The 23,104-nt window shown below is 62.2% G+C and carries 21 protein-coding genes; 8 read left to right on the forward strand and 13 right to left on the reverse strand.

Annotated features, from left to right (window positions below; translation table 11 throughout):
* The first annotated feature begins 177 nt into the window (after positions 1-177).
* Both AB4O16_RS03200 and AB4O16_RS03205 read left to right on the forward strand, forming a co-directional pair.
* Positions 178-2,715, forward strand: coding sequence for a PAS domain-containing hybrid sensor histidine kinase/response regulator (locus tag AB4O16_RS03200; RefSeq protein ID WP_460156967.1), 2,538 nt, complete (start codon positions 178-180; stop codon positions 2,713-2,715).
* Between the two features lie 54 nt (positions 2,716-2,769).
* Positions 2,770-3,045, forward strand: a complete 276-nt coding sequence (locus AB4O16_RS03205; protein WP_007898282.1) for a peptidylprolyl isomerase — start codon at positions 2,770-2,772, stop codon at positions 3,043-3,045.
* Between the two features lie 142 nt (positions 3,046-3,187).
* Here AB4O16_RS03205 and AB4O16_RS03210 read toward each other — a convergent pair whose 3' ends face one another.
* From AB4O16_RS03210 to AB4O16_RS03255, 10 genes are all read right to left on the reverse strand, one after another.
* Positions 3,188-4,120: a sugar kinase gene (locus AB4O16_RS03210; protein WP_460156968.1), complete on the reverse strand. Its 933-nt coding sequence runs from the start codon at positions 4,118-4,120 to the stop codon at positions 3,188-3,190.
* 136 nt (positions 4,121-4,256) lie between these two features.
* Positions 4,257-5,492 (reverse strand): amino acid deaminase, encoded by a 1,236-nt coding sequence (locus tag AB4O16_RS03215; protein WP_460156969.1) that lies wholly within the window; start codon positions 5,490-5,492, stop codon positions 4,257-4,259.
* A 20-nt stretch (positions 5,493-5,512) separates the two neighbouring features.
* A complete protein-coding gene (locus AB4O16_RS03220) occupies positions 5,513-6,277 on the reverse strand; it encodes an IclR family transcriptional regulator (RefSeq protein ID WP_253560597.1) in 765 nt (254 codons plus the stop codon).
* A gap of 169 nt (positions 6,278-6,446) precedes the next feature.
* On the reverse strand, positions 6,447-6,836 hold the full coding sequence (locus AB4O16_RS03225) for a RidA family protein (protein WP_460156970.1): 390 nt from the start codon (positions 6,834-6,836) through the stop codon (positions 6,447-6,449).
* A gap of 30 nt (positions 6,837-6,866) precedes the next feature.
* The gene (locus AB4O16_RS03230; RefSeq protein WP_160386207.1) at positions 6,867-7,661 is read right to left on the reverse strand and encodes an amino acid ABC transporter ATP-binding protein; all 795 of its coding nucleotides are present in this window, start codon (positions 7,659-7,661) and stop codon (positions 6,867-6,869) included.
* On the reverse strand, positions 7,658-8,320 hold the full coding sequence (locus AB4O16_RS03235) for an amino acid ABC transporter permease (protein ID WP_150716876.1): 663 nt from the start codon (positions 8,318-8,320) through the stop codon (positions 7,658-7,660). Before AB4O16_RS03235 ends, AB4O16_RS03230 begins: the two co-directional genes overlap by 4 nt.
* A 9-nt stretch (positions 8,321-8,329) precedes the next feature.
* Positions 8,330-8,992, reverse strand: coding sequence for an amino acid ABC transporter permease (locus AB4O16_RS03240; RefSeq protein WP_109636084.1), 663 nt, complete (start codon positions 8,990-8,992; stop codon positions 8,330-8,332).
* Between the two features lie 47 nt (positions 8,993-9,039).
* Positions 9,040-9,888, reverse strand: a complete 849-nt coding sequence (locus AB4O16_RS03245) for a transporter substrate-binding domain-containing protein (protein ID WP_460156971.1) — start codon at positions 9,886-9,888, stop codon at positions 9,040-9,042.
* Positions 9,889-10,154: 266 nt separating this feature from the next.
* Entirely contained in the window at positions 10,155-10,436 is a 282-nt protein-coding gene (locus AB4O16_RS03250; protein ID WP_460156972.1) for a type II toxin-antitoxin system RelE family toxin, read from the reverse strand.
* A complete protein-coding gene (locus tag AB4O16_RS03255; RefSeq protein WP_460156973.1) occupies positions 10,426-10,674 on the reverse strand; it encodes a type II toxin-antitoxin system Phd/YefM family antitoxin in 249 nt (82 codons plus the stop codon). The genes AB4O16_RS03250 and AB4O16_RS03255 overlap by 11 nt, the downstream gene beginning before the upstream one ends.
* A gap of 342 nt (positions 10,675-11,016) precedes the next feature.
* Here AB4O16_RS03255 and wecB point away from each other — a divergent pair, with 342 nt between their 5' ends.
* From wecB to AB4O16_RS03280, 5 genes are read left to right on the forward strand one after another with little or no spacing between them, the layout of a single operon-like run.
* Positions 11,017-12,171, forward strand: coding sequence for a non-hydrolyzing UDP-N-acetylglucosamine 2-epimerase (gene wecB / locus AB4O16_RS03260; protein ID WP_460156974.1), 1,155 nt, complete (start codon positions 11,017-11,019; stop codon positions 12,169-12,171).
* On the forward strand, positions 12,168-14,342 hold the full coding sequence (nfrB, locus tag AB4O16_RS03265) for a cyclic di-3',5'-guanylate-activated glycosyltransferase NfrB (RefSeq protein ID WP_460156975.1): 2,175 nt from the start codon (positions 12,168-12,170) through the stop codon (positions 14,340-14,342). The genes wecB and nfrB overlap by 4 nt, the downstream gene beginning before the upstream one ends.
* On the forward strand, positions 14,339-17,503 hold the full coding sequence (locus AB4O16_RS03270) for an NfrA family protein (RefSeq protein WP_460156976.1): 3,165 nt from the start codon (positions 14,339-14,341) through the stop codon (positions 17,501-17,503). The genes nfrB and AB4O16_RS03270 overlap by 4 nt, the downstream gene beginning before the upstream one ends.
* Positions 17,503-18,381, forward strand: a complete 879-nt coding sequence (locus AB4O16_RS03275; RefSeq protein ID WP_460156977.1) for a DUF4434 family protein — start codon at positions 17,503-17,505, stop codon at positions 18,379-18,381. Before AB4O16_RS03270 ends, AB4O16_RS03275 begins: the two co-directional genes overlap by 1 nt.
* Positions 18,365-19,447: a GGDEF domain-containing protein gene (locus AB4O16_RS03280; protein WP_460156978.1), complete on the forward strand. Its 1,083-nt coding sequence runs from the start codon at positions 18,365-18,367 to the stop codon at positions 19,445-19,447. Before AB4O16_RS03275 ends, AB4O16_RS03280 begins: the two co-directional genes overlap by 17 nt.
* 72 nt (positions 19,448-19,519) lie before the next feature.
* Here the strand turns inward: AB4O16_RS03280 and AB4O16_RS03285 are convergent, their stop codons facing one another.
* Positions 19,520-19,924 carry a MerR family transcriptional regulator gene (locus AB4O16_RS03285; RefSeq protein WP_460156979.1) on the reverse strand — a complete coding sequence of 135 codons (405 nt, stop codon included), beginning with the start codon at positions 19,922-19,924 and terminating at the stop codon, positions 19,520-19,522.
* A gap of 76 nt (positions 19,925-20,000) precedes the next feature.
* Between AB4O16_RS03285 and AB4O16_RS03290 the strand changes: the two genes are divergently transcribed.
* Complete coding sequence (locus AB4O16_RS03290; RefSeq protein ID WP_460156980.1) at positions 20,001-21,224, forward strand: NADH:flavin oxidoreductase/NADH oxidase family protein; 1,224 nt, start codon at positions 20,001-20,003, stop codon at positions 21,222-21,224.
* A 145-nt stretch (positions 21,225-21,369) separates the two neighbouring features.
* On the opposite strand, the gene AB4O16_RS03295 is transcribed toward AB4O16_RS03290, so the two are convergent.
* On the reverse strand, positions 21,370-21,915 hold the full coding sequence (locus tag AB4O16_RS03295) for a vWA domain-containing protein (RefSeq protein WP_460156981.1): 546 nt from the start codon (positions 21,913-21,915) through the stop codon (positions 21,370-21,372).
* Between the two features lie 119 nt (positions 21,916-22,034).
* Entirely contained in the window at positions 22,035-23,042 is a 1,008-nt protein-coding gene (locus AB4O16_RS03300) for an ATP-binding protein (protein ID WP_160386216.1), read from the reverse strand.
* Positions 23,043-23,104 lie beyond the last annotated feature (62 nt).

Consider the following 23,104-nt stretch of genomic DNA (forward strand, 5'->3'; position numbering starts at 1 on the left):
AACCCGAGAGCGCCGCGGGGCACCTGCCAGCCCGCGTTATCGTTGACGACCATCGCGAGCGAGTTCGCTCCTACAGGGGTTGTGTCGCTGAACCGCTCAAGTCTCTGAATCTACCTGCACCTGTCACCTGTGCAAGAATAGAGGCCAGCCAAATCGACTCAGGCCCAGGACTCCCGGATGAACGCTACACCCACCGCCAGCGATGCCCAGGCCTTGATCGCCCGAATCGACTGGGCAAGCAGCCCGCTGGGCGCTGCCAGCACCTGGCCACAGAGCCTGCGAACCGCCGTGGACATCGTCATTCACTCGCCGATGCCGATGCTGCTGCTCTGGGGCCAGCAACTGACGCAAATCTACAACGACGGCTTCGCCCTGCTCGCCGGCAGCAAGCATCCCCACGCCTTCGGACAGCCGACACACCTGATCTGGCCAGAGCTGAAAGACTTTACCGACCCGATCTACCGCGCTGTCTTGCAAGGTCAGGTGCGAACCTACAGCGAGCAGCGTTTCACCCTGCAACGCGAGGGCCGCGAGTCCGACTTCTGGCTCGACCTGACCTACAGCCCGATCCGCGACGAAGCTGCCGAGGTGGCCGGGATATTGGTCACCGCCATCGAAACCAACGAGCGTCGGCGCATCGCCCTCGAACTCGAACAGCGCTCGGCAGCCAGCCTCAAGGCCCAGCGTGAAACCGAGGAGCGCCTGCAACTGGCGCTCGCCGCCACGGATGCGGTCGGGACCTGGGACTGGGACATCAGCGAAGACCGCTTCATCGCCGATGCACATTTTGCCCAGCTCCACGGCGTCGACCCGGCCATGGCCAACCAGTTGCCGATCAGCGAATACCTGCACGGCGTTCACCCGCAAGACCGTGCCCTGATCGCCCGCAGCATCAAGCACTGCATCACCCACGGCAGCGAATACGCCGAGGAATACCGTCTGCTGCAAACCGACGGCCAGATGCGCTGGGTGTTTGCCCGTGGCCGCTGCTACAAGGACCATCATGGCCGTCCGATCCGTTTCCTCGGCGCCGCCCTGGACCTGACCGAGCGCAAACACACTGAACAGGCCCTGCGCCAGAGCCAGACCGAGCTGCAACTGATCATCAACGCCATGCCGATCCTGATCAGCTACGTCGACCGCGAGGAACGCTTTCGCCTGAACAATGCGGCGTACCTCGACTGGTACGGGCTGACGCCGCAAGAGCTGTACGGGCGGACCATTCTTGAAGTGCTCGGCGAAGAAGCCTACGCGCTGCGGGCCCCGCACATCACCGAGGCGCTGTCCGGCCGGCCCTGCTGTTTCAGCATCAGCACGCCACACCGCGACGACAGCATCCGCCAGGCCCTGATGAATTACCTGCCGCGCCACGGCCCGGACGGCGCGGTGAACGGCTTCTATATCTTCGTGATCGACGAAACCGAACGCAAAAAGACCGAAGAAGCCCTGCGCAACCTCAACGAAACCCTGGAGGAACGGGTCGCCGCCCGCACCCGCCAACTGGCCGATGCCAACGAGCGCCTGCAAAACGAGATGTTCGAGCGTGAACGGGCCGAAGACGCCTTGCGTCATGCCCAGAAAATGGAAGCGGTCGGCCAGCTCACCGGCGGCATCGCCCATGACTTCAACAACATGCTCACCGGCATCATTGGCAGCCTCGACCTGATGCAGCGCTACATCGCCGAAGGCCGCGCCAGCGAGATCGGCCGATTCACCGAAGCAGCCGTGTCCTCGGCCAACCGTGCCGCGGCCCTCACCCATCGCTTGCTGGCGTTCTCCCGGCGGCAGTCGCTCAACCGCACGCCGCTGAACCCCAACGAGTTGATTCGCTCGCTCGAAGACTTGTTGAGTCGTACCAAGGGCGATCATATCGAACTCAAACTGCAACTGGCCGAGGACATCTGGCGGGTCAACACCGATGTCAGCCAGCTGGAAAACGCCCTGCTCAACCTGGTGATCAACGCCCGCGACGCCATGCCCGAGGGCGGCGAGTTGCAGATCGAAACGGCCAACGTGTACCTCGACGGCAGCGACATCACGACCCTGGAACCGGTCAATGCCGGCGACTACGTGATGATTGCCGTCAGCGACAACGGCACGGGCATGACGCCCTCGGTGCTGGCCAAGGCCTTCGATCCGTTCTTCACCACCAAGCCCATCGGCCAGGGCACCGGTTTGGGTTTGTCGATGATTTACGGCTTCGCCCAGCAATCGGGTGGCCACGTCAGCCTGTTCAGCCTGCCCGGACGCGGCACCAGCGTGCGCCTGTACCTGCCGCGCCTGCATTCGACCGAGCCGGACAAGGTCCTGTCACCCGTCGTCGGCGAGGCACCTGCGGCCATTGCCGGCGAAACGGTGATGCTGGTCGAGGACGATGCCGCGGTGCGCATGCTGATCCTCGACCTGCTCAAGGAGCTCGGCTACCGTGCCCACGAAGCCGAGGACGCCAAGGGCGCACTGCAGGTGCTGGAGTCCGACCTACGGGTGGACCTGCTGGTGACCGACGTGGGGTTGCCGGGCATGAACGGCCGACAACTGGCAGAAATCGCCCGTCAGCACCGTCCCGGACTGAAGGTGCTGTTCATGACCGGATACGCGGAAATCGCCGCCGAGCGCCAGGGTTTCCTCGAAGAAGGCATGGACATGGTCAGCAAACCGTTTTCCATCGACCTGCTGGCCAACAAGATTCGCACGATGATCGGTCAACCGCACTGAGTTGAGGCATAATCGCGCGCCCCGTTGTCAGCCTCGTTGCAAGGTAACTGTCCCATGAAAGCTCAAGCCCGCCATATCCTGGTGAAAACCTCGGAAGAAGCCGAGCAGCTCAAACAACGCATCGCCAAGGGCGAAGCGTTCGATGTGCTGGCCAAGAAGTATTCGACCTGCCCCTCGGGCAAGCGCGGTGGCGATCTCGGTGAAGTGCGCCCGGGGCAGATGGTCGGCGTGATCGATGCGGTGATCTTCAAGAAGCCGCTGCGGGTGGTGCATGGGCCGATCAAGAGCAAGTTCGGCTATCACCTGGTGCAGGTGTTTTACCGCGATTGAGGGTTTGGCTTGAGGGCCCTATCGCTGGCAAGCCAGCTCCCACAGGGATTTGTGAGTTGCAATAGATTGCAGCCACACCGCTAAACACTGTGGGAGCTGGCTTGCCAGCGATTCGATGGCGCAGCCAGCGGCCATTCACCGCTTACCTCGGGATCAACGCACCCGGCACCTGAATCACCCGGCTGGCCAGCCGATGTCCGGCCTCGGCGGCTTCTTCAGGGCTGCCACCCTTGAGCCGCGAAGCCAGGTACGCCGCACTGAACGAATCCCCCGCCGCCGTAGTGTCCACCACCCGCTCGACCTTCTGCGCCGGCACCTCGAACGACTCGCCATCACAACGGATCAGGCACGCTTCGGCGCCCCGCTTGAGCACCACTTCCGGCGTACCGATCTGCTCATACGCGGCAAACACCGCCGCACAATCGGCATAACCAAACAACGCCTGCTCGTCATCCACCGTCAGCAACGCCAGGTCGACATGCGGCAGTACGCTGCGATACGCCGCTTGTGCGTCCTCGACCGACGCCCACAGCCGTGGCCGGTAGTTGTTGTCGAACACGATCCGCGCATCGCGCTGGCGGGCTTCGATCAGGGTTTGCAGCAACCTTTCCCGGCCTTGCACCCCGAGTACCGCCAGGGTGATGCCACTGAAGTACAGCACGTCGTAATCCGGCAACGCCGCGAGGATCGGCGCCGCGGCCGGGGTGGTGAAGCAATCGCGTACCGCCGCTTCATTGCGCCAGTACAGAAAGCGCCGCTCGCCAGCGGCGTCAGTCTGGATGCAATACAAACCCGGCAGGCGCCCGGGCAGGCGCTGGACCATGCCGAGCCCGATGTTTTCCGCAGCCCAGCTCTGGCACATCGCATCGCTGAAACTGTCATCGCCCAGGGCGGTGACGTAGTCCACGCAGCCTTTTTCTCCCAGCTCCCGGGACAGATACACCGCCGTGTTCAAGGTATCGCCGCCGAAGCTCTGCTGCAGGCTGCCGTCAGCGCGATGCTGCAACTCGATCATGCATTCGCCGATCAGGGCGATGCGCGGGGTGTTGGGGCCGAGGGTGTTGATGGTGTTCATTGTCGTGGGGTCTCTGGTGTTGCGATGTTGTCTGGTCGGCCGCCATCGCGGGCAAGCCCGCTCCCACAAGTTCTGCAGTGTTCATAAAACCTGTGGGAGCGGGCTTGCCCGCGATGGCAACACCTCGGTTTCTGTCTTAGAAACAGGTTTCCATGGTCTCGATGACGTTCAGTTGCTCATCCACCAGGCAACCGACACGCCACTTGTCGAACGTCAGGCACGGGTGCGAAGTACCAAACGAAATGATGTCGCCCACCCGCAGATCAACCCCCGGCGCCACGGTCATGAACGCATGCTGGTCCATCACCGCGGTCACCTTGCAGGCGCTCACATCTTCGCCCCTGGCCGGCACCACGCCTGCCTTGTAACGCAGCAACGGCACCGGCAGACCGGCGTCGTAGGCCACGTCGCGTTTGCCCAGGGCGATCACCGCAAACCCCGGCTCCGGCAACGACTGCACGTGCGCCCACACCTCCAGCGCCGGGCGCAGGCCTTCGTGCAGGTCGCTGCGACGGTCGAGTACGCAGCACTGCGCTTCCTTGTAGATGCCATGGTCGTGGGCCACGTAGCTGCCGGGACGCAGCACGCTGAGGAAACGTCCGGCGGCGTTCTGCGCTTCGAAGGACTCGGCAATCAGGTCATACCAGGCCGAACCCGAGGCAGTGATGATCGGCTTGGCAATGGCAAAAGCGCCGCTGTCCTGCAACTGCACCGCCAGGCGCACCAGTGACGCGGCGAAATCACGGATACCGGTCACAGCGTGATCACCGTGGATCACCCCTTCGTAGCCTTCGATACCGGTCAGGGCCAGCGCCGGTTGCGCGGCGATGGCCTTGGCCAGGTCGAGCACTTCCTGCTCGCTGCGGCAACCGCAGCGCCCGCCAACTACACCGTACTCGATCATCACGTTCAGGCGCACGCCACGGGAGGCGAAATAGGCGCCGAGGTCGGCGACGTTGTCCGGGTGATCGACCATGCAATAGAAGTCGAACGTCGGGTCGGCCAGCAGGTCGGCGATCAGCGCCATGTTCGGCGTGCCGACCAACTGGTTGGCCATCAGCACCCGGCGCACGCCATGGGCGTAGGCGGCACGGGTTTGCGTGGCGCTGGCCAGGGTGATGCCCCAGGCACCGGCGTCCAGTTGGCGACGGAACAACGCCGGGGTCATGCTGGTCTTGCCATGGGGTGCCAATTCGGCGCCGCTGTCGCTGACGAAGGTCTGCATCCAGCGAATGTTGTGTTCCAGCGCCTCGCGGTGCAGCACCAGCGCGGGCAGGCTGACGTCACGCACCAGGCTGGCACCGATCGGGGCAGCGCCTTTGTCCACGTTAGCGGTATGGGGGCAGAAGACATGGTCGAACTCCTCGTTCACGCGGCCGCAGGCAGCCGCTGTTATTCGTTGATGCGACGGGCCAGGCTGTTGGCGCTTTCGATCAGCACCCGGCGGTAGTCGTTGTAGTTTTTCTTCGCATCGGCGCGCGGGGCGACGATGCACAAAGTCGCGATGGCCACGCCGCCGGGGTCTTTGACCGGCGCGGCGAAGCAATGGGTAAAGGTGTCGGCGACGCTATCGAAAGAGAAAAAACCATCGATGCCGGCCTGACGGATTTCCTTGAGGAACTGCTCCAGAGGCAAGCGTTCGCCGTCGGGCAGGATGAAGTCGTCGTGGTCGATCAGGTCGACGATTGCCTGGTCGCTCAGGTGCGCCAGCAACAGGCGTCCGGAGGCGGTCCAGGGGATGGGCGCGTTTTCGCCGATGTCCGAGGAAATGCGGAAATGCCGCTCCCCCTCCTTCATCAACGCGACGGTGTATTTGCGCCCGTTCAGCAGGCACATCTGCGCCGTCTCGTGGGTCTGGCTGACGATCTCCTGCAAGGCGTGATCGGCCTCGCGGGTCAGGTCGAAGTGGCGCAAATGCGCCTGGCCGAGAAAGTACAGCTGACGACCGAGGTAGACGTGACCGTCCTTGCCCACCGGTTCCAGGATCCGTCGTTCCAGCAGCGAGGCCACCAGTTCGTAGACCGTGGACTTGGGGCTGCCGATGCCGTTGGCGATGTCGTTCGGGCGCAGGGGCTGGCCGACCTCCTTGAGGAAGTCGAGGATATCGAACGCCCGGTCCAGACCGCGTGCCCGGCGCTTGATGGTGTCTTCGGTCATTTCAGTGATTCCCATAAAAGTGCCGGGAGTTTACCTACAGGCGGCGGCGACCGTCAGGCCGCCATCGCGGGCGAGCCCGCTCCCACAGGGATTGATGATGTGTCTGCAATCTGTGGCAGCACACAGAACCTGTGGGAGCGTGGCTTGCCCGCGATGGGCGCGACTCGGTTCAAGCCTTTTTCTTGTACGCAATGCAGTCGATCTCGACCTTGCAGTCGACCATCATGTTCGCCTGCACACAGGCCCGCGCCGGGGCGTGTTCAGGTTTGAAGTACTCGGAGAAGACCTTGTTGAAACTGGTGAAATCCCGCGGGTCCTCCAGCCACACGCCGGCACGCACCACGTCTTCCAGGCCATAACCGGCCTCCTGCAGAATGGCGATCAGGTTCCTCATGGTCTGGTGGGTCTGTTCGACGATACCGCCCGTAATGATCTCGCCATCCACCGCCGGCACCTGCCCGGAAACGTGCAGCCAGCCATCGGCTTCAACGGCGCGGGCGAAAGGACGAGGCGTGCCGCCTGCAGCGGCGCTGCCGGTGCCGTAACGAGTAATGCTCATGAGTGTTTCTCCTGATTGAAAATTGAAGGATCAAAAACGCGTGTTCTTGAGAAATTCCGCCAGACGCGGCGATTGCGGGCGCTCGAACAGCGCCTTGGGTGGCCCCTGCTCTTCGATGCGCCCCTGATTCATGAAAACGATCTTGTCCGAAACCTCGAAGGCAAAGCGCATTTCGTGGGTCACCAGCAGCATGGTCATGCCGTCTTCGGCCAGGCCCTTGATCACGCTCAACACTTCGCCGACCAGTTCCGGGTCCAGCGCCGAGGTCACTTCGTCGAACAGCATCAGGCTCGGGTTCATCGCGATCGCCCGGGCAATCGCCACGCGCTGCTGCTGGCCGCCGGACAACTGACCGGGAAAGTGATCGCGCCGTTCCAGCAGGCCGACGCGCTCCAGCCATTTTTCGGCCAGGGCCACCGCCTCGTCCTTGTGCAGCTTTTTGACCTTGAGCAGGCCCAGGGTGACGTTCTGCAACGCGGTCAGGTGCGGGAACAGGTTGAACTGCTGGAACGCCATGCCAGTCATGGCGCGATGGCGGGCGATGACTTTCTCCGGGTGGCGAATGCGCTTGCCGTTGACCTCGTCATAACCGATGGATTCGCCGTCGAGCAGGATCTGCCCGCCCTGGAACTCTTCGAGCATGTTCACGCAGCGCAGCAAGGTGGTCTTGCCCGAGCCGCTGGAGCCGATCAACGTCACCACGTTGCCGCGTTGCAGGGTCAGGTCGACGCCCTTGAGCACTTCGAGCTGGTCGTAACGCTTGTGCAGGCCGCGAATATCCAGCAGGGGTTGGCCGTCTTGTGCATGGGTTTGAGTCTGAGTCATGGCAAAGCCACCCGCTTTTCAATGTGCCGGCCGAGTAACTCGATGCCGTAGTTGATGACGAAGAACAGGAAACCGGCGAACAGGTAAAACTCCAGGGTCATGAAGGTCCGGGCGATGATCTGCTGGGTGCTGAGCAGCAATTCCGCCACGCCGATCACCGACAACAGGGTCGAGGCCTTGACGATCTCGGTCGACGAATTGACCCAGGTCGGCAGGATCTGCCGCAACGCCTGGGGCAACAGCACATAACCCAGGGCCTGGTAGAACGTCAGGCCGATGGCCTTGCTCGCCTCCATCTGCCCGCGCGGCAATGCCTGCAGGGCACCGCGCACGATCTCGGCGACGTGGGAACCACAGAACAGCGTCAAACCCAGCGCACCGGCCTGGAACGCACTGATCTGCCAGCCCAGTGCCGGGGCCATGTAGAAGCACGCCAGCACCAGCACGAACACCGGCGTGCCGCGAATCACATCGACATAAAAACGAAACGGCGCGCGCATCCAGAACTTGCCGTAGGTCAGCACCAGACCGGTGACGACGCCAAGCAGCGTGCCGAGCAGAATCGCCAGCACCGACACCTGGACACTGGTCAGGAAGCCTTGCAGCAGCACTTCGCGCGCGACCCATAATTCATGCAACCAACTGGGGGATTCGTACATGGGGAGCTCCTATCGGCGAATCGCCAGACGCTGTTCGAGGTAACGCAGCATCATGGCAATCAGGTAACAGGCCGCCACATAGAGCGCCGTGGTCACCATCCAGGTTTCAATCACCCGGTAGCTTTCGACATTGATCTTGCGCGCGTAATAGGTCAGCTCCGGCACGGCGATCGCGGCCGCCAGCGAGGTGTCCTTGAACAACGAAATGAAGTTGTTCGACAGCGCCGGCAAGACATTGCGCAGCATCACCGGCACGGTGACGTAGGCCTTGACCTGCCACTCGCCCAGACCAATGGCCAACCCGGCTTCGCGCTGGCCCTTGGGAATGCTCAGCAAACCGCCGCGGAACACTTCGGTCAGGTAGGCCCCGGCGTACAGCGACAGGGTGATGATGAACGAAGGAATCTTGTCCAGACGGATCCCCAGGCTCGGCAACGCAAAGTAGATCAACAGAATCAACACCAGGATCGGCGTGTTACGAATCACCGTGACATACACCGACGCCAGCACCCGCAATGCGCGGTGCTTCGACAACAAAGCAAACGCCATCATCAGGCCGATCACGCAGCCGATGGCGATCGACACCAGGGCCAGTTCAAGGCCCAGGCCGAGCCCCGCCAACAAGGTGTCGAAATCGCGCCACACGGCGGCAAAGTTCAACTGATAGTTCATGGTCAGCAGTACCTTGAGCGGGGCGCGCACGCCCCGCTCTCACGGGGTCATTTGAATTCGACGGGGAAACCGATCGCTGGCGACGGCAGGTCTACGCCGAACCACTGCTTGAACGACGCCGCGTAAGTCGGGAACTCAACACCGGTCATGGCCTCATGCAGCGTGGTGTTGACGAAGTTCAGCCAGTCCTGATCGCCGCGTTTAACCGCGCACGCGTAAGTCTGCGGGCTCCAGGCGTAGGCCGGGCTGCGATAGCGGCCGGGGTTCTGCACCATCAGGTACTTCACCGAAGACTGGTCGGTGGCCGCCGCGTCGGCACGGCCGGAGTTCACGGCCTGGTACATCAGGTCGACGCTGTCGTATTGATCGACCTTGGCCTTGGGCAGCGCCTGGTGCACCAGCTCTTCGGCATAGACGTTCTGCAGCACCGCCACGGTCAGGCCATCGCCGGCGGCGTTCATGTCATCGACTTCCTTGTACTTGCTGTTCGCCGGCAGCAGCAGGCCGACACCTTCACGGTAGTACGGCAGGGTAAACGCCACTTGCTGGGCGCGGCTGGCCGTCACGGTGATGAACTGGCAACTGATGTCGACCTTGTCGGTCAGCAGGTTGGGAATCCGCGCATCGGACGACTGCACCACGTACTCGACCTTGCTCGGGTCGTTGAACAGCCCCTTGGCAATCATGTGCCCGATATCGATATCGAAACCCTGCAACTTGCCATCCGCCCCCTGGAAGTGCCACGGCGCATTGGTGCTGCCGGTGCCCACAATCAGTTTGCCGCGGGCCAGAACGCTGTCGAGCTTGCTGTCCGCCGCCTGGGCCACGCCCATGGCAGCGGCGGTGGCCGCGAACAGAAAAACACACGCTTTGAACAAGGAAGGTCGGCGATGCATGGCAAGCACTCCAGGGTGATGTTTATTCCGCTATACCGGAACGTGGTATGTAACAACGGAATAGACAGCAGAAAGTGTGCCACAGGATGTGAAGGGAATGGGAGGAGGATTGAAATTTGTTTTGAATCAGAGGGATGCGTGCAGACAGAAAAAAGCGTTACCAAACGCACGGACTGTCAGGCGCTACCGTTGGCTACAGGAGGCGGGTATCTGGTTCACAACCGGGCCGAGATGGGCCATTTCGATGCAGCCTGTAATTCAGACTGCTAGCGTTCGAGTGCGTCCTTGTAGACCTCTCCCCGCTCTCTTTTCCCTACAGCAATTACAGTGACCACCAGCACCTCATCTTGCACGCGGTAAACCATTCGATACCCGGCACTGCGTAACTTGATTTTGTAGGCGTTACCGAGCCCGCCGAGGCGATCTGCGAGAACGTGTGGATTGACCAAACGTTCTTTTAGTTTCTTTTTGAACTGCCCCTTCAGGTTTTCTCCAAGCTTTTTCCATTCTTTCCAGGCCTTTTCGGAAAACTCCAGTTCATAGGTCATCAATTGAAACCTTTATGGTTGGATCGTTTTCCCTCTCCTTGCATAGGGCAATCAATTCCAGATCCTCCAGACGGTTCATCAACGCTTCGTACTCTTTTGCCGGGACGCAATAGAAGGCGGGTTCATTACGGTTGAGGATCGCAACTGACAAGCCACCACCGGCAGCAACCGTACCCATAGGGTTTCTTTTCAGTTCAGAGATGCTCGCCACGACCTGCGACAGCACGATATGTGTCATGAAGTTATTCCTTGGAGTGCTATTAGAGGCACTCAAAATAGCACTCCAAAGCACATTCCCGCTCTATCCTTAAGGCAGAAAATTCTGGATTTCATGATGTATCTGACCTCCCTTTGAATTAGCACAGAACCATGCTCGCCAATGAGCGCACAAAAATTATCACGTCACTCGCTTCTGCATTTCCGAGACTGTTGTGAGCCCGGCCTTGCAAAATTGTGCGAATTTTCCGAGTCGCGTCCACTAATTGGACAACCCTCCATCCGGCTGCTTTATTCTATGCTCAGGAAATAATCGGTATTAGCTGCCGCGACGTATTCGGCGTGCGCGGTCCCAGGAGGGTTGATGTCTTTTAAAGTCATGATGGTTTTCGGCACGCGTCCGGAGGCCATCAAGATGGCACCTTTGGCTCGGGTCCTGCGTAACTGGCCCGGTATCGCTTTGAACATCTGCTCCACCGGCCAGCACCGGGAAATGCTCAAGCAAGTGCTCGACTCTTTCGAATTGGTGGTCGACGAAGACTTGCAGGTGATGACCCAGGGCCAGACCCTCAATGGCCTCTCGGAACAACTGCTGGGGCATCTCGACAAAGCCTACGAGCGAGTGCAGCCGGACATCGTGCTGGTGCACGGAGATACCACCACCAGTTTCATTGCCGCCCTCGCCGCCTTCAATCGCCAGATTCCCATCGGCCATGTCGAGGCCGGCTTGCGTACCGGCAATTTGCGCGCACCCTGGCCGGAGGAAGCCAACCGGCACCTGACCGGCGTTATCGCCGACCTGCATTTTGCACCGACCACCAAGAGCGAAGACAACCTGCTGCGCGAAGGTGTGCCCAAGGCCAATATCGAAGTGACCGGCAATACCGTGATCGACGCCCTGGTATGGATGCGCGACCACCAACAGGCGAGCCAGTGGCACCCGGCCAGTGACTCGCCACTTGCCGTGCTCGACGACAGCCGGCGCATGGTGCTGATCACCGGGCACCGGCGGGAAAATTTCGGCGGTGGCTTCCGCAACATCTGCCTGGCGTTGGCCACCCTCGCCCAGCGCTATCCCGACGTGCAGTTCGTCTACCCGGTGCACCTCAACCCGCAGGTGCAAAACGCGGTGTACAGCGTGCTGTCGGACAAGCCCAACATCTATCTGGTGGCACCGCAGGACTACCAGCATTTCGTCTGGCTGATGGGGCGTGCGTACTTCATCCTCAGCGATTCCGGCGGCATCCAGGAGGAAGCCCCGGCCATCGGCAAACCGCTGCTGGTGCTGCGCGATGTCACGGAGCGGCCATCGGTGCTCGAAGGCGGAACGGTGCTGCTGGTGGGCACCGACACCGACCGGATCGTCAAAGAGTCCTGCCTGTTGCTCGATGACCAGGCCACGTTCCAGCGCATGAGTCGTATCCATAGCCCGTACGGCGACGGCCACGCCAGCGAACGGATCGCCAATCGTCTCGGCGTCTGGCTCAAACATCGCGCGGCCTCGGGAAAAGCCGTATGAGCCTGGAGCTGGTCGATTTTTTTGCCTACGTGCTGTTCGGACTCAAATACCTCGCGATTATCCTCGCCCTGCTGATGTTCATTCTCGGGCTCGATGACCTGTTCATCGACCTGGTGTACTGGACCCGCAAACTGATCCGGCGCTGGCGGATCTATGAAAAATTCGAGCGCGCCGATGAAGAGCGGCTGTACACCATCGGCGAAAAACCCCTGGCGATCATGGTGCCCGCGTGGAACGAAGTCGGCGTGGTCGGTGAAATGGCGCGCCTGGCCGCCTCGACCATCGATTACGAGAACTACCAGATTTTCGTCGGCACCTACCCCAACGACGCCGAGACCCAGGCCGACGTCGACGCCGTTTGCCTGCACTATCCCAACGTGCACAAGGTGGTATGCGCCCGCCCCGGCCCGACCAGCAAGGCCGACTGCCTGAACAACGTGATCGACGCCATCCTGCGTTTTGAAAGCGATGCAAAGATCCAGTTCGCCGGCTTCATCCTGCACGATGCCGAGGACGTGATTTCGCCCATGGAGTTGCGCCTGTTCAACTACCTGCTGCCGGCCAAGGACCTGATCCAGATTCCGGTCTACCCCTACGCGCCGGAATGGAAAGGCTTCACCGCCGGGCACTACGTCGACGAGTTCGCCGAGAACCATGGCAAGGACGTCATCGTGCGCGAAGCGCTGACCGGGCAAGTGCCCAGCGCCGGCGTCGGCACCTGCTTCAGCCGCAAGGCGATCAGTGCCCTGCTCGAGGACGGTGACGGTATCGCCTTCGACGTGCAGAGCCTGACCGAAGACTACGACATCGGTTTTCGCCTCAAGCAAAAAGGCATGAAGTGCATCTTCGCCCGCTATTCGGTGACCGATCCGAAATTGGCGCTGGAGCAGCCCTGGGTGTTCGGCATGAACCGCGCTTTCTCCCAGGTGATCTGCGTGCGCGAGCACTTTCCCCGGGACTTGCAGCACGCGATCCGGCAGAAGTCGCGCTGGATCGTCGGCATCGTGTTCCAGGGCACCAAGAACCTCGGCTGGAGCCCCAAGGGCCTGCTCAATTATTTCCTGTGGCGCGACCGTCGCGGCTTGATTGCGTACCTGCTGAGTTTCCTCGTCAATCTACTGTTCGTGGTGCTGTTGGCAATGTGGCTGGTGACGGTGATTTCACCGAACGCCTGGCGTTATCCGTCGATCCTTGCCGGCAGTTCGCTGCTGACGACCTTGCTCTGGCTCAATGGCCTGATGCTGCTCAATCGGTTGTTCCAGCGCGGCTGGTTCGTCACCCGCTATTACGGTCTGGTCGAAGGGCTGCTGTCCGCCCCGCGAATGATGTGGAGCAACTTCGTCAACTTCTTCGCCAACCTGCGCGCGCTGCGTCAGGTCATGGAGATGGGCGACTCACGTCGCGTGGCCTGGGACAAGACCACCCACGAATTCCCCGCCTTGACCCAGGCCCAGCGCACCCCGCTCGGGCATCGACTGGTGGAAAAAGGTTTGCTGAGTGAAGAGCAGCTGGAAGCGGCGGTGACCAACCCTGTGCGTCGGCGCCTGGGTCGTGAACTGCTGCTGCGCGGGCACATCGACACCACGCAGCTTGTGCAAGAGCTGGCAGAACAACTGGACCTGGAATGGGCACCGCTGAATCCGTTCAAACTCGACAAGCACCTGATCGCTGCAGTACCCCGCAAGATTGCCACGCACTACGGTGTGCTGCCGGTTGCCGAGGAAGGCGACACCCTGGTGCTGGCGTCCGAAGGCCCGGTGAGCCAGGTGTCCCTCGGCGCCATCAGCCGTCAACTGAAGCGCCCGGTGCGTTGCCGCCTTGCGCCACAAGGCCGGGTGACGCTGGGGATCCGCTACTGGTACGCCAGCCCTCGTCAAAGCGAAGAAGTCCATCGGATGCTCGAGGTGCTTGAGCAACATCAGGACGACGAAGACCTGATCGAGCGCGTCAGCCACCACCAGGTGCTGCTGGGCAATCTGTTGCAAGTACGCGGCATGGTGCCGCCAACCCTGTTCAATCAGGCGTTGATCGATTTCGATGCGGAAAAAATGTCACTGGGCGAACACTTGATAGAACGCGGCATGATCACTCGGGAAATCCTCGAGCAAGCCCTGGCCGATCAGGCCAGCGAACAACAGGCGGCTTACCGCATTGCCCGGGAGGTCGCATGACAGCCGGCCACCGCTACACCCTTTTACTGGGCAGCCTGCTGCTGAGCCTGAGTTCGGCCACTGCTGTGCACGCCGAACCGCTGACCGAGTTCGAGCAGTTTCGCAGTTATCCCTACATGGACCGCAGTTACCGTGAGGCGAAAAAAGGCAACTGGGGCGAAGTCGAAAAGTTGATGCGTCACCTGCTGAGCAAGGTGCCGAACAACGATGAAGCGCGGGCGCTGCTGGTGCAATCACTGGCCAGGCAACGGCGCTACAAGGAAGCCGTGCAGGCGCTGCCCGACAATTCGGCCAACAGCGACGCGTTGCTCAACCTGCGCCTGACCTGGATCGAACAGGACCCGCCCGGCAGCGACCAGGTGGAACAGTGGATCGCCACCAGTAACCTCAATCAGCGCATCCGTTTGTGGCAGGCCTACAGCCTGAGCCTGGCCAAATTCGGCGGCGCGGCGCGTGCCCATGACTGGCTGGCGCACCTGGCGCCCAAGGGCGATGAACGCATCCTGCACCTGGCCCGGGCCAACTGGTCCGAGCAGTTGCACGACTGGAACGGCACCATCGAGCAATTGGCTCCGCTTGCCGCGAAGAACCAGCTCGACGCGCAAGGCTGGGAACGATTGGCCAACGCCTACGTGCAACGCCTCGACGAGCAACCCTTGCAGCAATTGCTACTAACAGCGCCCAGTCCGCAGGCCGCGCGCAAGGCTCGCCTGGCCATGGTCGACCGGGCGATCGCCATGGGCCACACCCAGCAGGCGCAACGCTGGATGCAATCGCTACCGCCCGCCGACCTTGCCGATCCGACGCAGCGCCAGCGTCTGTGGGAACTGGCGCGGCAAACCGGAGACAGCGCCACGGTGCAACGCTTGAGCGCGGAGTTGCAGCGGCCGTGCCTAGAGACCGCCGACTGGCTGTCGCGCCGTGATCCGCAAGCGGCGCTGACCCAGTTGAAAGGTTGTCAGCCCGAAGAAAATCCGCAAACGTGGCTGGTCCTCGCCCAGCGCCTGCAAGCCACCGACCTGCTGCAAGCGACCCGTCTGCCAGAGCCTTGGGACACGCGACGTCGCGAACAGTTGCTCGACGTCTGGCAGGGTGAAGGCCGCAGCGACAAAATCATGGCCTACCTCGCCAGCCAGCCGCAGACCGCCGACGTGGTCAAGCGTCGCGCTGAACTGCTCCAGGCATCGGATCACGATACCGAAGCGGCGGCATTCTGGGAGCGGCATTACCAGCAGACCGGCAACCTCAACTCGCTTGATCAGGCGACCTACCTGGCGCTGAAAGCCGGCCAGCGGGAACATGCGCAACAGTTGCTCGAGAACGCCTACGACCGCCACGGCGGCAAGCTGCCGACGCCCCTGCTGCAACGGTTGGCGGGGTTGTATGCCGCATCGACACCGACCGCGGCACAACAGCAACGCATCGCTTCACTGCTCAACCGCGTCGATCCCGCCACCCGCGGACAACTGCTGGCACAATTGGCGGAAAACGGCCAGTGCGGCGCGGTTCAACAGGCGATTGGCGATCATCCGCAAGCCGCAGGCGACTACCGCGCCCTGGGTCGTTGTGCGATGCCGGAGCGCCCCGGCGAAGCGGTGGTGTACTACCAGACCGCCGAAAAAATGGGTGACCAGAACACTCGCCTGCCACTCGCCTACGCCCTGGAAGCCGCCGGCGATTCGGCCGGTGCCCTGGCCATCTGGCGCAGCATTCCAGACGCCGAACTCAGCGACAATGCTCGCCTCACCGCCAGCCGTGGCGCCCTGAACATCGGCGACACGCAAACGGCCGAACGCTACTGGCAACTGAGCCGCACCCGTGGTGCCAATGAGTGGACGTTGGGCGCGGCGATTGCCGATGCCCGGGGCGATCACGCGCTCGCACTGCAACGCCAGCGTTCCGCCCTGCAGCTGGTACCGGATGCCGAGCATTACTATGCGGCTTCGGTCACGGCGCAAAAGGCCGGCGAGCTGCAACAAAGTACCGAATGGCTCGCCGAGGCCGTGCGTCGCGATCCGGCCAACCCCCGTTATCGCGCCGACTACGGCGTGCGCCTGGCCGGTGCCGAGACCAAGGCTGAACGTGCCCGCGCCATCCCGTACCTGCAACGCGCCACCCAGGACTTCCCGGAAGACTATCGCCTCGGCGAAACCCTGGCCTGGCGGTATGACGAGGTCGAGGACAGCGCCTCGGCGCGCAAGGAACTGGAACGCGTGATCGACCTGGAACAAAACCCGGTCGCGGCCGACGACGAGGACGGCAGCATGGAAGCCCGGCGCTATCGCCAGCGGCGCGCCCATGAATCCCTGTCCCGGCGCGATACCCTGACCTTCGCCAGTACCTGGTCGCCGGCCGGGGTGTCGACCAACGACTTCGTGCGGCCCGACGAAAGCACCGGTACTCGACGGCGCACGACCTCGCAGAACGTGCAACTGGCCATGTGGGACCATGCGCTCGGCGAAGAACCGAGCCGCGCTGGCAGTTCGCTGTCGGCCTACGGACGGGTGCTGCTCGGCGGCCAGAGTCGCTCCAGTTATGCAGAGTCCGTCGCCACCGGCGTGGGCCTGCGCTACAAGCCCTGGGGTACGGCCAACATCAACTTCTACGGCGAGGTCTACAAGCAAAGCCAGTTCAATGATCAGGACAACCACGGCTTGAGCCTCGGCCAGATGCTGATTCCCGACAAGGTCAACGACCAGGCTGAGGATCATCGTGAGGATGGGCACACCACTACTGACTACCTCCTGCGCGCTACGGCGTCGTTCCTCGACCAGGGGCGTTATCGCAACGACTGGCGCGTCGACGAAAGCGATTGGGAAGAACGTTTTCTCTATCTCGACGCGGCATGGTGGACCAAGGCCGGCGACCATCAATGGTTGTCGCGTTTCCAGCAAGGGCACACCTGGAAACTGCCGTTCAACAGCGCACAAACGCTCATGCCGTACGGCTTTCTCGAGTTTGCCAGCCAGGACCCGAGCAACGACTGGCGCCAGGACCTGCGCACCGGCCTGGGCCTGCGCTGGCAATGGTGGTTCAACGACAATGTCTACAACGCCTATCGCGCGCACCTGACGGTCCGCACCGAGTATCAGCAATCATTGGGCGGCAATCTGTATGAAGGCGCCAATGGCGTGCTGTTGGGCGTGGAGTTGAATTTCTGATGAGACGACTATTACTGGCCTTGTGCGTGCTGCTGGGCGGCGTGACGGCCCATGCCGACGAGCGGATTTTCTATCAGCCACTCAATGCCGATGCCAACCTGAGCCAGGCGCAATGGCAGCGCATCTGGCAGGACACCGCCCGCCAGGGCGCGCACACGGTGATCGTGCAATGGACGGCCTACGGCGACTCCGACTTCGGCGGCGCCAATGGCTGGCTCGCCGGCAGCCTCAAACTGGCCCGGGCCCAAGGCCTGAATCTGGTCCTGGGGCTGCGCATGGACCCGGCCTATTACCAGCGCATCAATGAACTGGACAGCGCCGGGCTGGCAACCTACTGGCAGACGCAACTGGGGCAGTCGCTGGCCCGCCAGCAGACACTGCGCAAAGAGTGGAAACTCCCGGTCAGCGGCTGGTACCTGCCCATGGAGCTGGATGACCTGCACTTTCTGCCGCTCGATCGCCGGCAAACGCTGCAACGCCAGCTCAAGGACTTTTCCGCCAGGCTCGACGCGCCGCTGCACATCAGCGTGTTCAACGTCGGCAAACTTGCGCCACAGGTCAATGGCCAGTGGCTGGGCGAATTGGCCAACGCCGGGATCCAGGTGTGGTGGCAGGACGGCGCCGGCACCGGGCGCTTGCCACTGCTGGTTCGCAACGGCTATGCCGATGCACTGCCCTGCCCCATCGGTATCGTCAGGGAAGCGTTCCGGCAAACCAGCACGGCCGGGCAACCCTTCCGTGCCGAATCGATGCCCCCGCAAACCGCATCGCCGGGTTGCCACCCGACGTCGGTTTTCTCCCTGCGCTACCGACCCTGGGGTAAGGTGATTCTCGACAACCAGCACAGCAGCAAGGTCGGCGATGTACAAAACCATTGAAGATGAAGTGCTGAAGAAATCGGCGCCGGCCAAGCTCAAGGCCGAATTTCTCCAGCATGAATTTGATCGGCTACGCACCTTTTGCGTACTGATCTACATCGCCAGCATTGCCGTCTGGATTGCCTACGACCTGATCCTCAGTTTCATCGGCGGACAGCCATTCACCTGGCGTTCGCTGGTGTTTGTCGGTGTTTTTTCGATTCTCGTCATCGTCCTGCGGTTGATCCGCGATGCCCGGCATTTCCAGAAGCTGAACCTGCTGTTTGTATTCGCCATGGCTCTCGGCACGCGACTGCTGACCAACGGCCTGTCCGGCGATCACCAACCCGCCTGGCTGTTGCTGGCGGCGTCGACCACCCTGTTCACCGCCTCGGTACTGCCGCTGAGTCGCTGGTCATTCTTTGCCGCGCAGATCATCACCTGGTCGTTCCTCAACCCCTTCTACAACACGGGTATCGAACACATGGAGCTGAGGGGGGTGATGGCCATCAGTTACTCGGCATTCATCTGCGGCCTGACCATCTACAGCTTCCTGACGTTGCGCAAGGCCAAGCTCTACAACTTCATCATGTCCAAGCTGCTGCTGGACCAGGCCTATATCGACACCCTCACGGAAATCCCCAATCGCCGCTCGTTCATGACCCGCGCCAACCAGCAGTTGAACACTGTGCCGCGGGAAAACGACCACTACCTGGCGATGGTCGATATCGACAACTTCAAGAAGGTCAACGACGTCTACGGCCATGACATTGGCGACGAGGTGCTCAAGCGCATCGCCCAGGACATCAAGTCGGTGATGCCTGACTACGAATATGCGCGGCTGGGTGGCGAGGAGTTCGCGATTTACCTGGCCGGCGTGCGCCATGAAGACGTCGAGGCGCTGGCAGGCGAGTTGTGTCGAGTGGTGCGCGAGCAACCCACCAGTCACCCGGTGACCATCAGCATCGGCCTGGCCCGTGTGCTCGACGGCGACACGTTGAACCAGGCGCTGGTCAAGGCCGATGAAGCCTTGTATGAGTCAAAGCATACCGGGAAGGATCGGTATACGTTTTATCGCCAGGCTTGAGTTATCGGGTGTCCATCAGGCCGCCATCGCGAGCAGGCTCGCTCCCACCCAGATGCCGTGTCCCTGCCCGGCCTAGTGCTTGAACGACGTCATCAGCCTTTCCGCATTTTCATCGCAGCTCATGCCTGCGGGTTTGGCCTCGATAGAGTCGATCCATCCCAGCAACTGCGCCTTGCTCTGGGCAAGGTGCCGTTGCATCTCTTCGATCTGCTCGACCTTGCGGTGCAGGCCGGCCATCAACTCATCGTGCTTGAAGGCACCCGTCACATTGTCCGGCAGTAACTGCTTGAGTTCATCCAGGCTGAAACCGGCCTGCTGTGCGCACTGGATGAGCTGCAGGGTTTGCAGCGCCTGTTGCGAGTAACGCCGATACCCGTTGGCAGAACGCTCGACCTGCCGAATCAACCCCTGAGACTCGTAAAAGCGGATGCGCGAGGCGGTCAACCCGCTCAACTGCGCCAATTCACCGATCTTCATTGCGCTCTCATCTTCCTGCTTGACATTAAAGTTAACTTTAAGCTTAGCCTCTGCTCATCACTACGAGGAGTCAAGCATGTCGCCCTTTCAAGCGTTGAATTTGCCCAACGGCCAGACCATCGGCAACCGCATTGCCAAAGCCGCGATGGAGGAGAACCTCGCCAACACCGATCAGGTGCCCGACCAGGCACTGTTGCGCCTGTATCAGGCCTGGGCCGAGGGCGAAGCCGGCTTGTTGCTGACCGGCAATGTGATGATCGACCGCCACGCCATGACCGGGCCTGGTGGCGTCGCGCTGGAGGACGAGCGACACCTGGAGCGTTTCCGCCAGTGGGCCAGTGTCGGTCGCGCCGGCGGTGCGCAATTCTGGGTGCAGCTCAACCACCCTGGCCGCCAGACCATGGCCAACCTCGGCCAGCAAGCGTTGGCGCCGTCGGCGGTCGCGCTGGATCTCGGTCAGTTCTCGAAGATGTTCGCCGAGCCCAAACCGATGAGCGAGGACGACATCCAGCAAGTGATCCGACGCTTCGCCACCAGCGCCGCACTGGCGGAAAAAGCCGGTTTCACCGGAGTGCAGATCCACGCCGCCCACGGCTACCTGATCAGCCAGTTCCTGTCGCCGCTGACCAATCGGCGCACCGATCAATGGGGCGGATCCCTGGAAAATCGTGCGCGTTTGCTGTTGTCCGTCGTCGCGGCGGTCCGTCAGGTGGTGTCGCCGCAATTTTGTGTGTCGGTAAAGCTCAACTCGGCGGATTTCCAGCGCGGGGGGTTCGACGCCGACGATGCACGGCAGGTGATCCAGTGGCTCAACGAACAAGCGATCGACCTGCTGGAGCTTTCCGGTGGCAGTTACGAAGCACCGGCCATGCAAGGCGAAGCGCGCGATGGCCGGACCCTGGCGCGCGAAGCGTACTTTCTGGAAATGGCCGGTGAGCTGGCCAGCGTGGCGCGGATGCCGGTGATGGTGACCGGCGGGATCCGGCGCTTGGCAATCGTCCAGCAGGTCCTCGACAGTGGCCTCGCCATGGCCGGCATCGGCACCGCGCTGGCCGTGGAGCCGCACTTGGTCAGGCATTGGCGTGAAGGCCGGGACAGTCACCCGCAACTGCCGCCGATCCGCTGGAAGCGCAAGCCTCTGGCGGCGCTGGCGAGCATGGCGGTGGTCAAGTTCCAGCTGCAGCGCTTGAGCCGTGGGCGCAAGACCCGACCTGATGTCTCGGCGTTGTGGGCGTTGATTCTCGACCGGTTGTACATCGGCAAGCGTACCCGGCAGTACCGGCAGGCGATGGGCAAGTAGCCCGAAAGTGATGTTGACTGTCCCACCGCTATCGCGGGCAAGCCCGCTCCCACAGGTTTCGCGCTGAACACAAATTTTGTGTAAATCACCAACCACTGTGGGAGCGGGCTTGCCCGCGATGAGGCCAGCACAGACAAAACGGATCTCAGCCAAGCAACAGCTCATCAATATGCCGATACTCAGCCTGCAATTGCGCCGCCAACACCTTGCTGCGCCCCAGCCGGATCGGCCCGCGCTCGATGTCGATCAACAACCCCGGACAATCCAGCGTCGGCAACAGCGGCCAGTCCTTGAGCCTTCCATCGGTCACCAGCAACAACCGCTGCTGCTCCGCCGGAAAACGCTTTTGCCGCAGCGCAAGCCACTGCCCCGCTTCGCTCAAGGCCGCCAGCAACGGCGTGCCGCCACCAGCGCCAAGGTCATCAAGCCAATGGCGCAGCCCCGTCGAAGCCTTCAACCCCTGCACCTGCCACCTGGGTGCAGCACCGCTGGCCGTGAGCAAGGCCAGCCGGGCTCGCTGGCGATAGGCATCATCGAACAACTGCGCCAGCAAACCCTTGGCATCGCTCAATGCCTGATGACGACGGGTCGATGCGGAGGCATCAACGATCAGCAGCCACAGTTCATGGGGTGAACGGGTACGCAGGTGAAACAACAGATCGTCGCGCTGACGCGGCCGGCCCTTGAGCAATGTGCCGGGCCAATTGACCGAGCCACTGCGAGCGGCGTGTCGCTTGCCCTGTTTGCCATGGTCCAGCCGCCCGGCCCGGGGTCTGGCATTCGCCCCCGCGTCACAGCGAGAGCGAATGCCTAGGGCTTTTTTGGCCAGCTCGGCACTTCACGTCGTGCGCCGACCGGCAGCGCCTGGGCAGGTAGTTCGCCCCATTGGCCCTGCCCTTCACTCGGGTTGGCGTTTTGCGGCGCAGAGGGTTGCGGCGCGTGGGATTGTTGAGGTGCCGGTGGTGAATGCTCGCGACGACGATGGCGCAAGGCGAACTCGGCGACGGCGTCGATATCCTCCTCGGCGATCGCGTTCACCCCGCGCCAGGCGGCGTGCGCCCGGGCGGCGCGCAGCCAGACCAGGTCGGCGCGCAAACCATCGACACCGGCGGCGAAGCAGCGCTCGGTAATCTGCGCCAGCGCCTGGTCGTCGAGAGGAATGCTTGCCAGTGCATTGCGTGCGTTCTGGCAACGTTCGCGCAGAGCAGCCTGCGCCGATTCCCATGCAGCGCAGAAGCCTTGCGGATCAGTGTCGAAATCCAGGCGACGGCGAATGATCTGGCCACGTTCGGTCGGCACGGTGTGGCCACCCAGGGCGACGTTCAAGCCGAAGCGGTCGAGCAGTTGCGGGCGCAGTTCACCCTCTTCCGGGTTCATGGTGCCGATCAGCACGAACTTCGCCGGGTGCCGATGGGAAATGCCGTCACGCTCGACCAGATTGGTGCCGCTGGCGGCGACGTCGAGCAGCAGGTCTACAAGGTGATCAGGCAACAGGTTGACCTCGTCGACGTAGAGTACGCCGCCGTCAGCCTTGGCCAGCACACCGGGAGAAAACTGTGCACGACCTTCGCCCAGCGCCGCGTCGAGGTCGAGGGTGCCGACCAGGCGCTCCTCGGTGGCGCCCAAAGGCAGGGTGACGAACTGACCGCTGGCCAGCAGGTCCGCCAGGCCTCGGGCCAGGGTCGACTTGGCCATGCCCCGCGGGCCTTCGATCAGCACACCGCCGATCTTCGGGTCGATGGCGGTCAGGTACAGGGCCAGCTTCAACTCGTCGGCGCCGACCACGGCGGAAAGCGGGAAATGCGGGGTGTCGGTCATGGTTTTATCTCGGTCATGGTCGGTGGTCTCACAGGCGCCCCAATCTCTGTGGGAGCGAGCTT

It is taken from the genome of Pseudomonas sp. S2_H10, from assembly GCF_054668285.1.